Annotated in this window: 13 protein-coding genes; 10 read left to right on the forward strand and 3 right to left on the reverse strand. The window is 35.3% G+C overall.

Annotated features, from left to right (window positions below):
* Positions 1–7 precede the first annotated feature (7 nt).
* Positions 8–601 carry a methyltransferase domain-containing protein gene (locus AACZ41_RS06735; RefSeq protein ID WP_339627596.1) on the forward strand — a complete coding sequence of 198 codons (594 nt, stop codon included), beginning with the start codon at positions 8–10 and terminating at the stop codon, positions 599–601.
* Between the two features lie 21 nt (positions 602–622).
* On the opposite strand, the gene AACZ41_RS06740 is transcribed toward AACZ41_RS06735, so the two are convergent.
* The gene (locus AACZ41_RS06740) at positions 623–1,666 is read right to left on the reverse strand and encodes a glycoside hydrolase family 43 protein (protein WP_339627597.1); all 1,044 of its coding nucleotides are present in this window, start codon (positions 1,664–1,666) and stop codon (positions 623–625) included.
* Positions 1,667–1,878: 212 nt separating this feature from the next.
* On the opposite strand from AACZ41_RS06740, the gene AACZ41_RS06745 reads away from it, so the two are divergent.
* The 7 genes from AACZ41_RS06745 (at position 1,879) to AACZ41_RS06775 (ending at position 8,928) form a co-directional block, all read left to right on the forward strand.
* Positions 1,879–5,115, forward strand: a complete 3,237-nt coding sequence (locus AACZ41_RS06745) for a hypothetical protein (protein WP_339627598.1) — start codon at positions 1,879–1,881, stop codon at positions 5,113–5,115.
* Positions 5,116–5,133: 18 nt separating this feature from the next.
* Positions 5,134–5,859: a DUF2490 domain-containing protein gene (locus AACZ41_RS06750; protein ID WP_339627599.1), complete on the forward strand. Its 726-nt coding sequence runs from the start codon at positions 5,134–5,136 to the stop codon at positions 5,857–5,859.
* A gap of 28 nt (positions 5,860–5,887) precedes the next feature.
* A complete protein-coding gene (locus AACZ41_RS06755) occupies positions 5,888–6,529 on the forward strand; it encodes a YceI family protein (RefSeq protein ID WP_339627600.1) in 642 nt (213 codons plus the stop codon).
* A 150-nt stretch (positions 6,530–6,679) separates the two neighbouring features.
* The gene (locus AACZ41_RS06760) at positions 6,680–7,267 is read left to right on the forward strand and encodes a superoxide dismutase family protein (protein WP_339627601.1); all 588 of its coding nucleotides are present in this window, start codon (positions 6,680–6,682) and stop codon (positions 7,265–7,267) included.
* 74 nt (positions 7,268–7,341) lie between these two features.
* Positions 7,342–7,878 (forward strand): RNA polymerase sigma factor, encoded by a 537-nt coding sequence (locus AACZ41_RS06765; RefSeq protein ID WP_339627602.1) that lies wholly within the window; start codon positions 7,342–7,344, stop codon positions 7,876–7,878.
* 1 nt (position 7,879) lies between these two features.
* Entirely contained in the window at positions 7,880–8,674 is a 795-nt protein-coding gene (locus AACZ41_RS06770) for an anti-sigma factor (protein WP_339627603.1), read from the forward strand.
* 68 nt (positions 8,675–8,742) lie between these two features.
* Entirely contained in the window at positions 8,743–8,928 is a 186-nt protein-coding gene (locus AACZ41_RS06775) for a hypothetical protein (protein WP_339627604.1), read from the forward strand.
* Between the two features lie 14 nt (positions 8,929–8,942).
* On the opposite strand, the gene AACZ41_RS06780 is transcribed toward AACZ41_RS06775, so the two are convergent.
* Positions 8,943–9,992 carry a VOC family protein gene (locus tag AACZ41_RS06780; protein ID WP_339627605.1) on the reverse strand — a complete coding sequence of 350 codons (1,050 nt, stop codon included), beginning with the start codon at positions 9,990–9,992 and terminating at the stop codon, positions 8,943–8,945.
* Positions 9,985–10,689: a glycosyltransferase gene (locus AACZ41_RS06785; RefSeq protein ID WP_339627606.1), complete on the reverse strand. Its 705-nt coding sequence runs from the start codon at positions 10,687–10,689 to the stop codon at positions 9,985–9,987. Before AACZ41_RS06785 ends, AACZ41_RS06780 begins: the two co-directional genes overlap by 8 nt.
* Before the next feature lie 212 nt (positions 10,690–10,901).
* Between AACZ41_RS06785 and AACZ41_RS06790 the strand changes: the two genes are divergently transcribed.
* Together AACZ41_RS06790 and AACZ41_RS06795 are read left to right on the forward strand one after the other, a co-directional pair.
* Positions 10,902–11,690 carry a DUF547 domain-containing protein gene (locus tag AACZ41_RS06790; RefSeq protein WP_339627607.1) on the forward strand — a complete coding sequence of 263 codons (789 nt, stop codon included), beginning with the start codon at positions 10,902–10,904 and terminating at the stop codon, positions 11,688–11,690.
* Positions 11,691–11,837: 147 nt separating this feature from the next.
* Entirely contained in the window at positions 11,838–14,081 is a 2,244-nt protein-coding gene (locus tag AACZ41_RS06795; RefSeq protein ID WP_339627608.1) for an MMPL family transporter, read from the forward strand.
* Positions 14,082–14,089 lie beyond the last annotated feature (8 nt).

Consider the following 14,089-nt stretch of genomic DNA (forward strand, 5'->3'; position numbering starts at 1 on the left):
AACCGCCTTGAAAGAAGAACAAAACTACTGGACTCAACGTTACCACGACCAACAAACGGGTTGGGATATTGGTTATGCCTCTACTCCTATAAAAGAGTATGTTGACCAATTAAAAGATAAATCTATAAAAATTTTGATACCAGGCGCAGGCAATGCCTATGAGGCGGAATATTTATGGAAAAAAGGATTTGACAATGTTCATATTCTTGATATTTCTGTTGTGCCATTGAAACAATTTAAAATCCGTAATCCCGATTTTCCCGATACTCATATCCACCAAGCTGATTTCTTCGAGTTTCATGGTCAATACGACCTAATTATCGAACAGACCTTTTTCTGCTCATTCGTGCCTACAGAGACTAACAGAAACGAGTATGCCAAACACATGGCGGAACTATTAAAACCAAAAGGAAAATTAGCGGGTGTTTGGTTCGACATTCCTTTAACAAATGATATGGAAAAGCGACCATTTGGCGGAACTAAAGTATTGTATACCAATTATTTAAATAAATATTTCAAAACAATCACTTTCGATCTCTGCTACAATTCAATTCCGCCAAGACAGGGCAGCGAGCTGTATGGAATTTTTCAAAAAAAATAAGGTGCTTTATCTCACAGCAACTTAAGGCTTTAATGGCCTTGCCACTACCCCTTCATTTGTAATTTGAACAGGCTTTATTGAACCATCATTTCTAAATTCTAATTTATCCATGCAAGTAACTCTATGATCTCTACTTTCATTAGGAATCGGTCTTCTATGATACACTATAATCCATTCATCAGAATTAGGAACATTGATAACAGAGTGGTGACCGGCGCCTGTGGCAATTTCGGGGTCAGATTCTAAAATGGTCCCCATTTCTTTATAAGGTCCAGAAATACTATCGGCCATTGCATAAGCTACTTTATACGAATTGTCCGTCCAATTTCCCTCAGACCACATAAAATAATATGTTCCATTTCTTAAAAACACAAAAGGACCTTCCACATAACCTTTAGGTGAAATCTCCTTAAATAAAGAGCCATCTTCCCAAGGTGTAATTCCCGTAAAATCAGCATTCAACTTACCCAAATTACAATGGCCCCATCCACCATAAAACAAATAGAAAGTACCATCAACATCCTTAAAAACAAATTGATCGATTGGTTGGGCATCATTATAAAAATCGGCGATTAAGGGTTTGCCCAAATAGTCTACAAAAGGACCTTTAGGCGTGTCTGCTACGGCAATACCTATACCGCCATAATGGTTGATATCGTTATTGGGGTCATACGAATCTCGACCTGGTCGTTGAATATCATTTCCTCCAAAAAACAAGTAATATTTTTCTTCTTTTTTAATAATAGATGGCGCCCATAAAGCTTGACGCAACCATTTAATCTTAGTAGTATCTAAAATACGTTCATGCTTGGTCCAATTCACCAAATCGGGACTAGAAAAGGCATCAAAAAATAGTTGCTTTTCGTAGGTATCTGAATATGTCGGGTACACCCAATACGTATCCTCAAATACTGCTGCCTCTGGATCTGCATACCAACCATTGAATATAGGGTTGCCAGATTTCTCTAACAACGTTGCAACAGGCGATATATTTTTCTCTGTTTTACAGGAAACTAAGACCAATGCAAATAACAATAATCCAACACTATTTACTTTAAAACTCATAAAATTTCATTTTTTTCAAAAGTAAAATAATTTTATCCATATTTAATTTACGCTCTTTTTATTTCTAAAAACCTAAGCGTAAATTATCTTCGGTGTTTTGATTTTATGCTATTAACAACAAATCATTTTATAAATCCTTGTCTTAACACCACTTTAAGAAATCTACCCATCCTTTTCTAGTATATTTAAACACATAACTAACAAACCAAAAAATGACAAGAAGTTTACTCTCCCTGTTGGTGCTTTTCGCATCTTTTTTCGTGACTGCCCAAGAATTTAAAATGGACCTAGTACAGGACTTGAAACCACGAAATATTGGCCCTGGTGGCATGAGTGGTCGTGTAACGGCTATTGACGTAGTAAATGACAATCCTGATATTATGTATGTTGGTACCGCCTCTGGTGGATTATGGAAATCTACTTCTGGAGGTATTAAATGGGACCCTATTTTCGATAAAGAAGTTACTGCTTCAATCGGTGCAGTCACCATCCAACAAAGTAATCCGTCCGTAATCTGGGCAGGTACCGGAGAAGGAAACCCAAGAAATAGCTTAAATGGTGGCTATGGAGTATATAAATCTCTTGATGGCGGAAAGAGCTGGAATTTGATGGGTCTTGAGAAAACAAGACATATTCATAGAATTAAGATTGACCCTATGAATCCGAATACGGTGTATGTAGGTGCTATTGGATCCCCTTGGGGCGAACATCCTGAACGTGGAGTCTTTAAAACTACCGATGGTGGCGAAACTTGGGAAAAAATACTTTTTGTAAATAATAAAACGGGGGTTGCAGACCTTATTATGGACCCCACCAATCCGAACAAATTAATAGCTGCTATGTGGGAACACAAGCGTGATCCTTGGTTCTTTAATTCTGGTGGTTCAGGTAGTGGTTTATATATGACCCATGACGGTGGCAAGAATTGGAAAAAATTGACCGAAGAAGATGGCTTGCCCAAAGGTGACCTTGGTAGAATCGGTATTGCTATTGCTCCTGGGAAACCTAATGTTGTTTATGCATTGGTCGAGGCAAAAAAGAATGCACTATACAAATCAGAGGATGGTGGATTTAAATGGAAAAAAATAAATGATAAAGGAGATATTGGCAACAGACCTTTCTACTATTCTGAGATCTACGTAGACCCGGAAAATGAAAATAGGGTCTTCTCTGTTTTTACTTACGTAAACGTATCACAAGACGGTGGAAAAAACTTCGTGGAGCTAATGCCTGCCTATGGTGTGGATAACGGAGTTCACCCTGACCACCATGCGTTTTGGATTCACCCAGAAAATGGTCAATTTATGATGGATGGTAATGATGGCGGACTCAATATTTCTAAAGATGGTGGAAAAACATGGCGATTTATCGGTAACCTTCCTGTTGCCCAATTTTATCACATAGCTACAGATAACGAATATCCTTATAATGTATATGGCGGAATGCAAGACAATGGTTCTTGGAGAGGCCCTGCCTATGTTTGGAAGGCACAAGGTATTCGAAACAGCTACTGGCAAGAAATAAGTTTCGGTGACGGGTTCGATGTAGTGCCCGACCCTGTAGATTCTAGATATGGTTATACCATGAGTCAACAAGGCTACGTGCAACGTTTTGATTATCTAACAGGCGATAATTACATTGTGCGACCTACTCCACCAGATGCGACTACGGAACTCCGTTTTAACTGGAATTCGGCTATTAGCCAAGATCCTTTTGATAACAGTACTATATATTTTGGTAGTCAGTTCGTGCATAAAAGTTCTGATAAAGGACTAACATGGAAGGTAATTTCCCCTGATTTGACCACTAATGATCCAGAAAAGCAAAAACAAAGCGAAAGTGGTGGTTTATCAATGGATGCTACAGGAGCCGAAAACCATACCACTATATTGGTGATAGAGCCATCTACGGTTGAAAAAGATATGCTTTGGACAGGGTCTGATGACGGTCGCGTACATTATACTCAAAATGGTGGCCAAACTTGGACAGAAGTAACCGCCAATATTAAAGGATTGCCAAAAGGAAGCTGGATTCCGCAAATAAAAGCATCTACCCGCAATAAAGGTGAAGCCCTTTTAATCGCCAATGATTATAGAAGGTTTAATTATACTCCGTTTGCATATCGAACAAAAGATTACGGTAAAACGTGGACAAGAATTGTAGATGCTGCCGATGTTGAAAGCTACGCGCTTTCGATTATTGAAGACCACGAGAATCCGAATTTAGTATTCTTGGGTACTGATGACGGATTGTATATTTCCTTTAATGCCGGGGAAAAATGGCAAAAATGGACGGAAGGTTTCCCAACTGTTTCTACCAAAGATTTAGCAATTCACCCTAGAGAACATGATTTGGTTATTGGTACATTTGGTAGAGCTGCTTGGGTATTAGACGATATTCGTCCGCTACGCGCATTGGCATCGGATAAAACTATTCTGAATAAAGACATCGAATTATTCACTCCGCCAACCGCTTATAAAGCTTCTTACCAACAACCGACAGGAAGCCGTTTTGGTGGAGATGCTTTGTACCAAGGAGAGAACAGAAAATCGGGCGCTATGATTACGTATTACCTTAAAGAGGGTAAGAAAGATGCTAAAAAAGAAAAAGGTGCTGACGATAAAAAAGAGGATGTCGCCGAAGATAGTTCTGAAGAAAAAACAGAAAAAGTTGAATTAACGGGAGTTCAAAAGAAAGATTCTGTACAATTTGATTTTTATGATGGGGACAGACTAATTCGTACTTTAAAATATAAGACTCCAGAAAAAGCTGGGTTCCATAGAATTTTCTGGGGAATGGATGAAAAAGGAGCCGATAGACCTTCAAGAAAAGTTCAGACTAAAAAGAACGAATCTGGTGGTGTAGATGTGAAACCTGGGAAGTACACCATAAAAATGCTTTATGGAGATTTAACAGAAGAAACTCAAATTACCATAAAATCCGACCCGCGTTTAGAAGTATCTACAACAGGTATTAACGAAGCATATGTAAACGGAAAGGTTTTAGAATCATACATGCAAAAAGCTGCTGATGCTGTACAGCAATTAGCGCAAAGTAAGGAGACAGCTGAACAATTTCAAAAAGACTTGAAAAAGAAGGATGAGAAAAAGTTTAAAGAACATATTGATGCATCAAAGGAGATTGTGAAGAAAATAGATTCTGTAACTGCCATTTTTATAGGTAAAGATGATAAACGTCAAGGAATTACACGTAATAAAGAAATGACCGTTATGCAGCGTTTACAAATAGCAAGGGGTTATGTTGGTTCGCGAAAAACAGGTATGACCGTTACCGAAAAACAATTAATGCAATTTGCAAAAGATGATTTAGAATCAGCTTTAGAGAAAACTAATTCGTTCTTTTCTACAGATTGGAATTCGTATAAATCGTCTATGGAAAGTTTAGAGCTTTCACCGTTTAAAGAGACAGAAGTTTTTAAATTAAACTAATACACAAGAGGACAAATAATGAGGAAGGCTTTTTTCTTAGCAGTACTATTTACTACAATATTAACTACCAATGCCCAAAATGAAGTAACAGGTGAAGATGAATTAGGTGGTTGGTTTATGTATTTTGGCACCAATAAGATAGCCGATAAATGGAGCGTACATACCGAAGCACAGTTCCGATATTACGAGACTGCATCTAATTTCAATCAGCTGTTACTGAGAACTGGTGTTAACTATCACATTAACCCAGATGCAATTGCCACATTAGGTTATGGTTTTATAGAAACTGACCCGAGCTTTACGGAGTTTGATATTATTGCTGGCGATATTTTGATTTCTAACAATTCAGTTTCCGAGCATCGCCTTTTTGAGCAGTTTATATTGAAGAATAAAGTCTGGGAATTTAAATTTGAACACCGATATCGACTAGAACAACGCTTTGTGCAGAATAATTATTCTCGAACAAGCAATACATTGCACCGGGCTAGATATAGGCTTCAAATGACCGTTCCTTTAACAGATATTTTCTTTCTGAACTTTTACGATGAAATTTTCATCAACCTTCAAAATGAAGCATTTGGCCAAAATCGTTTGTATGCGGCCCTTGGCATTAATGTCACCGATAACTTAAGTATGCAATTCGGCTATTTAAAAAATCATTTTAGAAATACTGATTTTGATCGTTTGCAAGTTGGGCTGTTTTACAACCCCGATTTAAGAGGCATTTTTAAAAAGAAGGAGTAACTTTATATTATAAACAAAAAACCTTATCATGAAAAAAATAGCTTTTACTTTCGCTAGTGCATTATTGATTGTTTTTACTAGTTGCAAAGACGCAAAAAAAGGTCAAGAACCAACTGATCTTGAAGCGACAAGTGAGTCCGCTGAAATGTTCAGTATTGTGCAAGATTCGACAAAAGTGAATTTTACTGCGTATAAAACAACTGAAAAACTTCCTGTTGGTGGAAAATTCGAGAAAATCAATTTCAAGAAAACCAGTAGTGGCGATACGGCTATGGATGCTTTAAACGGTACAGAATTCAGTATTCCTGTTGGTAGCTTATTTACTAATGATGCTACAGGAACCAGAGACCCGAAAATTTTAGAATTTTTCTTCGGAGTGATGAAAAATACTGAATTTATATCAGGTGTATTCAAAGTTGAAAACAACAAAAGTTCTATTGACATTACCTTAAATGGCGAAACACAGAATATTCCACTTTCATACGAAATGGATGGAGACACTAAAATTACTTTTAGTGGTATTATGAATCTTGAAAACTGGAATGCAATGGATGCTTTAGAGTCTATTAATAAAGCTTGCGAAGTTTTGCACACTGGTAAAGATGGTATAAGTAAAACTTGGAGCGAAGTCGCTTTACAAGCAGAAGTTTTACTTCAAAAAAACAACTAGCTTGGTAAACCAACTTTTTGATAAGGAAGGAGTTTCATTTACAGGTCATTTTTAACGTTAACCATTTAAAGGATAACGTAAATCATTAGTTCGCTTGAAATTAGCAGTTTAAATGATTAATTTGAATTATAATCAATAAATATATACACAATGAAAAATATTAAAATATTAGTTCTTGCTCTAACGGTGGTAGGTTTTTATAACTGTAAAGATGCAAAGAAAGAAGCGGACAAAGTAAATACCGAGATGGACAGTGAAATGGAAAAAGTAGCAGAAGTAATTACGACGAATCGTATTTCTATGCTAATGGAACCGAAAAGCGACAGTGAGGTATCCGGTGAAGTAAGTTTCGTTGAGAACGATGGTATAGTTACCATGACCGCCACCTTTTCTGGACTTACAGAAGGTGAACATGCTATTCATATTCACCAAACTGCAGATTGCTCTGCAGCTGATGGTTCTTCAACTGGTGGCCATTGGAACCCAACAAATGAGCCACATGGTAAATGGGGCGATGCAAAAGGATATCATAAAGGAGATATAGGTAATTTTACGGCAGAATCTGATGGTACTGCTACTGTTGAATTTTCTACTGACCAATGGTGTATTAGTTGTGACGAGGATAACAAAAATATAGTTGGCAAAGGACTTATTGTACATCAAGGAGCCGATGATTTCACTTCACAACCAAGCGGAGCTGCCGGTGCGCGAATTAGTTGTGCGGGTCTAATTCAATAGGATTAAAAATATATTCTATAAAAGCTGTTCTAAGAACAGCTTTTATTATTTTTAGCTGACTATAAATTTCCCATATGCAATTAGACCTATTGGTTGAACAATTCAAAAAAAAAGACCCTTCAGCTTTTGAGAAGTTATATGGCATGTATGCCGATAACATCTGTGGGGTTATCAATACCATTGTGAAAAATGACAATATTGCCCAAGAAATCTGTCAAGATGTATTTATAAAAATCTGGAATAATTCTGAAAGCTATAACTCATCTAAAGGAAGATTTTTTACATGGATTCTGAATATCGCCAGAAATGCCGCCATCGACGAAATACGCAGTAGGTCGTATAAAAATGAAAAAAAGAACCTTTCGGCCGATTACTTCGTAGGTATTTTGCAGAACAAGGAAGAAGAGGGAAATTCTAATGTAGATACGAATGGATTGAGGAATCTTGTTAAAAGTCTAAAAGAAAAATGTGTTCAGATCATAGAACTATTATATTTTAGAGGATACACTCAAAAAGACGCTGCAGAAGAATTGGATATTCCTATAGGAACGGTGAAAACACGTAATAGAAGTTGCATTTCCCAATTAAGGGAGAATATGGAAAGTAAGTAGCATGGATGTACAAAAATACATAGCATCAGGAATTTTAGAGCTCTATATAGCTGGTATACTTTCAGATAAAGAAAATCTCGAAATAGCTAACTATGCAAAAGAATATCCAGAAATACAGAAAGAAATTGAAGCTATAGAAGCTTCTATTTTAACTTTGTCCAAGAAAGCTTCGCCAGGTTTAAAGTATACCTTTAAATCTATCATGGACAGAATCAATAATGATGTTAAAATCATTTCAATCAATGATAAACGAGGTGCACCAATATTAACTTATGTTGGTTGGGCAGCTTCGGTTTTACTGGCAATAGGTATGTTCTGGCTGTATCAGCAAAATCAAGAATTAAAATCTGATATTCAAGTTGTAGAACAACAAAATTTTGATTTAGAGCAGGAGATAGCTGATTCAGATTCTTCATTAGAAAAAACGCAGGAACTTTTAAATTCTATTAGAGATAAGAATATAAGCGTTGTACCATTAGGTGGTCAAGATATTTCACCTACTTCTTATGCTAAAGCGTATTGGAACAAAGAAAATAAAAAAGTATTTATAGATGCTAAGGGATTACCTGAACCTCCAGATGGTTTTGTATATCAGGTCTGGTCTTTGAAACTTTCACCGCTTACCCCTACCAGTATGGGGTTGCTAGAGAATTTTGGTATGGATGAGAACAAAATATTCGCCCTTAACAATCCTAATGAATCTGAAGCATTCGGTATTACTTTAGAACCAGAAGGTGGTAGTGAATCACCTACATTAGAGCAATTATATACGCTAGGTGTAGTATCTGCCTCCTAGAGAATAAAAATTTATAGTATACATGGACAGTTTTCAAAACTGTCCATTTTTTTTATTATTTTTCGTCCATGGATTTAAAGAAACTTTTTGGCACCGTTTTAACCTTGTTAGGTATTGGCGGACTAATTTACACGGCTATATTATTTGGCAACAGTTCAGGAACCACGAAACAACTTATTGTTTATGGTGTGCTTGGCGCCATCTTTTTCTTTTCTGGCATAGGGCTAATTAGAACTACTAGTAAAAGTTCATAGAAATATTTAAAGACCTAAAGGTCTTTCTTTACTTTATGAAGACTTAGGCTTTTCACCAACCATTTTGGTAAAGTTTTCCGTGGATTTCTATTTTTAAGGTTTAGAAATAAACCTAAAGATTTTAGAATGGGTACTTTATGCGTTTCTACCAACTCTATTAACGTACCATCGGGATCTTCTATATAACTGAAATGTCCTGCGGCATCGCCCATATCAAAACTATTAGAACTGTCTACAGTAAAAGAATGCTTCAGTCTGCTAGCCTTTTCCCTAATACTCGCCATACCGTAAATATCAAAGCAAAGGTGAATATATCCTAAATCACCCCAAAGTCTATCTTTAAAAATTTTTACAGGAACGCTATCCAAAACTTGAAGTAATTCTAAATGAGTTGGTCCGAATAAATCTCCGAAACCACCCACGTGTTTGCGTTCTTGTTTTAATATTACCTTTCTAAATCGATTGCTAGGATTTTGGTTTAATGCTTCTATACCGTCGTAAAGAACAACCGTATAATCTAACATATTCTTATAAAAATCTACAGAACTTTCCATATTACTTACACCAATGACCGCTCCCATTACTCCACCATTATAAGTAGGTTGAGCACTAAACACATAACTATCTTCTACCATTTGCACCTTGTTACCAAATGGGTCATCAAAATAAAAGCTTGAATTATACTTATCTGAGATTTTAACTTCAGATAAATAATCGACCTTCAACTGCTTTAAATATTCATGCATATCAAAGAGATTCTTACATCTAATTTTCATAGCATAAATACCTAAATCGCCATATGTAATAGGTACTTTAGGGGCTGATGGAATACGGTCTTTAAACTGCCAAATTTCAAGTCCGCCACCACCAACCATATTCAACGACAAATAGGCATCTCTTCTTTCTGCCTTACCATTGGTATATTTGGTCATTAATGAAGCAACTGCCTCATCTTCAAAAAGTAAAATATCAAAACCTAAATGCTTTCTATACCAGTTAAAGACTTTTTTTACATCTTGAACACCAATTCCAATTTGCTGAATTCCATTAATTATTTCAACCATTATATGAGGTTCGTATCAATCTATTATGAAGGGTTTTTAACTTATCACCTGGGTAACCAAGTTTAAATAGAATTACCAAAAGAAGGTTAGATAGATTAACCCGAAGGTATGAATTGCACTCATACTTACGTGCAGATACTAAAAGGTCATTTTTAACAATGGTATAAGGAACCTTCTGTTTTTTCATTCTACTGAAAAATTCAAAATCTTCCATTAAAACTTGTTCTTCATTAAACCGACCCAGTTCAATAAAACTATCTTTTTTAATAAAAAGACATTGGTCTCCGCCACCGGTAAACAATCCGTCCTTGGCAGTAAAAGAAGCATTTAAACGTAAATACCATGTATCCTTATCAAAACGGTAAGAGAAAAATCCTGCATCATATCCATTTTGTAAACTATGTAGAATATCATTAATAAACCCTGTTGGCGGTACCACATCGGCATGTAAAAAAACAAATATACTGCCCAACGCTATTTTAGATGCCTCGTTCATTTGTACTGCCCTTCCTTTATTTTTGCATCGTACTATTTTAACTTTAGGAATATTGTCTAGCAAATTCACCGTGTCCGAATTCATAGGTGAAACGGCAACTATAATTTCTAAAAGCTTGACATGCTCTAAAAAGCAGCCAACTTTAAAGAGTTGTTGTAAGTTTTTAAATTCATTATGCACTGGTATTATAATACTAATCATAGCAATAGGCAAGGCGTAGTTAATGGAAAGTAAAAACTACTACCCAAATATTTTTTAGGTTTACGCTTTACTTACGCAAATTCATGAAAATAGTTTTAAAACCATCGTAAATTTAAAAAAAGGTTAGCGTAATCAATTAAAGATAATTTCGACAAAGGTTTTATGAACCTTATAGATACATTTACGTAGATAAGGTAACCTTAAACATACCTATGAAACTAAAATTATATTTTCTTGCTACACTATTTGCTTTATCATGTACTGCAAAAACTAACCTACAGGCTCAAGTAGAGACCAATACCAAAACTGATTTCAACGAATTGTCAGAATCGTTTTTAAAGCGAATTATAGACAAAAAAGATACCCAAGAAATACAAGATATATTGTCGAACATATCTATAGAAGAATTAGATAATGCACTTGACACCAATGATAAACGATTGGCATTTTGGCTGAATATCTACAATGCCTACATACAGGTTATTTTGCATAAGAACCCCGATTTATATAATGATCGCGGAAGTTTTTTCAAAATTGAACAAATAAAAATAGCCGGCGAAACGGTATCATTTGCCAAAATTGAACACGGACTTATTAGAAAATCTCAATGGGAATATGGTCTTGGCTATATTAGAAAATGGTTTCCTAATAAATTTGAACGTAAGTTGCGGGTAAACAAACCTGTTTTTAATGTGCATTTTGCCTTGAACTGCGGAGCTAAAGATTGCCCACCAGTAGCCATATATGAATGGAAACGATTACAAGAACAATTAAAAATAGGTACAAAGAGACATCTTAATAAAACCAGTGAATACAACAGTGAAACCAATGTAGTTAAAGTTACTTCTCTATTCAGTTGGTTTAGGGGCGACTTTGGTGGCAAAAGTGACATAAAGAAAATTTTGAAGGCCAACGAAATTATTCCTTCTACAAAAGATGTTGATATTGAGTATACGAATTATGACTGGACCTTATATCTTGATAATTTCATTGATTTATAAAATAGGTTATCAATAATTCAAAATAAATCTATTTGGATTTATAGAGAATAAGGGCGTTCATATTCTAATTGTGATCTTTTAACCGTAAATACTTACGAGAGTGGTAAATTTGCATCTGAAATAAACAAATAGATTTCGCCCCATTAAATGAAGGCCAATTTAGGTTCCCTCAAAAAAATATGTATTGTTGTTTTCATTCTTTTTGGCGTGCTTTCCGCTACTAAATTGGATGAATTGAAATTTTCATTTGATTTCAGTCAATTTTTTCCAGAAGAAGACCCAGACTTAGCATTTTATGATTCGTATGTTGAAGAATTTGGAACCGATGATAATTTTTTGCTCATTGCAGTAGAGTATAAACCGAATGTTTTCCAGAAAGACTTTCTCAACAAATTTCAGGCATTTTCTCAAGAAAGCAAGGATTTTGAGCATGTGTTAGAAAGTAATTCTTTGACGACGCTCTCCTACCCTTTAAAAACTTCTTTTGGCTACACTACATTACCAATACTTCATATAAATGACTCTCTTCAATACCAGAAAGATTGGCATAAAATTCAAGAAGATTCCCTTTTCATCAATGTCCTTATAGATAAAAAAGGAGAATCTTTGGTACTGGCTTTACGGACCGAAGATAACTTAGATTATAAGCAGTCAGAAGTTTTACTACATACGATACGAACTTCATTAAAAAGTTACGATTTAACTAATTATCATATACTAGGTAGGGCTTTTTTTTATGAAGCCATAGTAGAAATGCAAAGAAGTGAAGTACTAACGACTACTATTGTTGCTTCAATATTAGTTTTCATTATCCTTCTATTAGTTTATAGGAGTATGCCCGTAGTATTGATTTCAGTTTTTTCAATAGCTATGTCGTTATTACTTTTTATGGGATTATTAGCTGCCTTAGGAAAAGAACTAAATGCCATGGCCGCATTTTACCCAGTTTTAATGCTCATAGTAGGCACTTCAGATGTTATTCATCTCACCGATAGTTATATACGTAAAATACAAAGTGGTATTTCTAGATATGACGCAATTATTTCGTCACTAAAAGAGGTTGGTATGACTACCCTACTTACTTCTATTACCACTGCCGTTGGTTTTGTGACTCTTCTTTCTTCTCGACTGGTAAGTATTCAGGAATTCGGAATTAATGCGGCAATTGGGGTTCTAGTGGCCTATACCACTGTAATTTTATTGACTGGTTCTCTCTTGATAAGTCTACCGGAGAAAACATTAATTGGACGTAAAAGTATTTCTGAAAATTGGGTCAACTATCTTTTAAAGGTAAATACGTTTACTAAAAAATATCCTGATCACATTATTTTGGGAACAGTTATTTTTACGATTTTCTGTTTTATTGGAATTTATCTTATAAAAACCAACCACGAGTTTAAACAGACCCTACCAGCAAAAAGTGAAATTGCTATAGATTTCGAATATTTTCAAAATAACTACGCTGGCTTTAGACCTTTAGAGATTGCGGTAATGAGCACTGATGGCCATAAGGTTACTGATTTCGAGATTGCTCAGGAAATTGAAAAACTCCTTACCTATTTAAAAACTATTAAAATTATCGGGAATATACAGTCAGCCAATTTGCCGTATAAAATTATAAATAAAGCTAATAATTTAAATAATGCTGCATTTTTCACTTTACCAAACGACAAAGTAACATTTATAAAATATCAAAAAGATACACGTAAACTAGCTCGAAAACAATTGGCTCGGTTTATCAATGGTGACGAAACCGTTGCGCGTATTAATGGAAAATTACAAGATGTAGGCACTGATAGCTTAAAAATTGTTTATAACAGTATTGACAGATTTGCAAAAACTAATCTAGATACTACTCTTGTTACGGTCAAAGTAACCGGTAAAAGTATATTACTAGACAAAAACTCAGAATATATTAGGAGTAGTTTGTTAGAAGGTCTGTTGTATGGTCTATTGTTGATTGGAGTAATTATGGCATTTGTTTTTCGAGATATTAAAATCTTTTTAATTTCTCTTGTACCGAATGTTCTACCTATTCTATTTGCAGGAGGAATTTTAGGGTTTTTGGGAATACCCTTAGAAGCTTCGTTATCTGTAGTGTTCGCAATCGTATTTGGCATCGCTGTTGACGACACTATCCATTTTTTAGGAAAATATAAATTAGGTATTACCCAAGGCTTGGATAAAGAGGCTGCCCTTGAAAAAACGTTCGCCCAAACAGGTAGAGCTTTGGTGATAACTACCATTATCCTATTTTTCGGATTCATGGTCATGCTATTTTCTATTCACCAACCAAGTATAACTATAGGGCTAATTATAAGCGTAACCTTGGTAACAGCATTAATACTTGATTTACTCTTACTACCCGTTCTGCTAAGAAAATTGATTTAAATAGAACT

It is taken from the genome of uncultured Maribacter sp., assembly GCF_963974015.1.
Classification (GTDB): domain Bacteria; phylum Bacteroidota; class Bacteroidia; order Flavobacteriales; family Flavobacteriaceae; genus Maribacter.

Coding starts and splice junctions, on each gene's coding strand:
- AACZ41_RS06790 (WP_339627607.1), top strand. CDS start 10,902: ATGAAACTAAAATTATATTTTCTTGCTACACTATTTGCTTTATCATGT.
- AACZ41_RS06740 (WP_339627597.1), bottom strand. CDS start 1,666: ATGAGTTTTAAAGTAAATAGTGTTGGATTATTGTTATTTGCATTGGTC.
- AACZ41_RS06745 (WP_339627598.1), top strand. CDS start 1,879: ATGACAAGAAGTTTACTCTCCCTGTTGGTGCTTTTCGCATCTTTTTTC.
- AACZ41_RS06765 (WP_339627602.1), top strand. CDS start 7,342: ATGCAATTAGACCTATTGGTTGAACAATTCAAAAAAAAAGACCCTTCA.
- AACZ41_RS06770 (WP_339627603.1), top strand. CDS start 7,880: ATGGATGTACAAAAATACATAGCATCAGGAATTTTAGAGCTCTATATA.
- AACZ41_RS06785 (WP_339627606.1), bottom strand. CDS start 10,689: ATGATTAGTATTATAATACCAGTGCATAATGAATTTAAAAACTTACAA.
- AACZ41_RS06780 (WP_339627605.1), bottom strand. CDS start 9,992: ATGGTTGAAATAATTAATGGAATTCAGCAAATTGGAATTGGTGTTCAA.
- AACZ41_RS06755 (WP_339627600.1), top strand. CDS start 5,888: ATGAAAAAAATAGCTTTTACTTTCGCTAGTGCATTATTGATTGTTTTT.
- AACZ41_RS06775 (WP_339627604.1), top strand. CDS start 8,743: ATGGATTTAAAGAAACTTTTTGGCACCGTTTTAACCTTGTTAGGTATT.
- AACZ41_RS06750 (WP_339627599.1), top strand. CDS start 5,134: ATGAGGAAGGCTTTTTTCTTAGCAGTACTATTTACTACAATATTAACT.
- AACZ41_RS06795 (WP_339627608.1), top strand. CDS start 11,838: ATGAAGGCCAATTTAGGTTCCCTCAAAAAAATATGTATTGTTGTTTTC.
- AACZ41_RS06760 (WP_339627601.1), top strand. CDS start 6,680: ATGAAAAATATTAAAATATTAGTTCTTGCTCTAACGGTGGTAGGTTTT.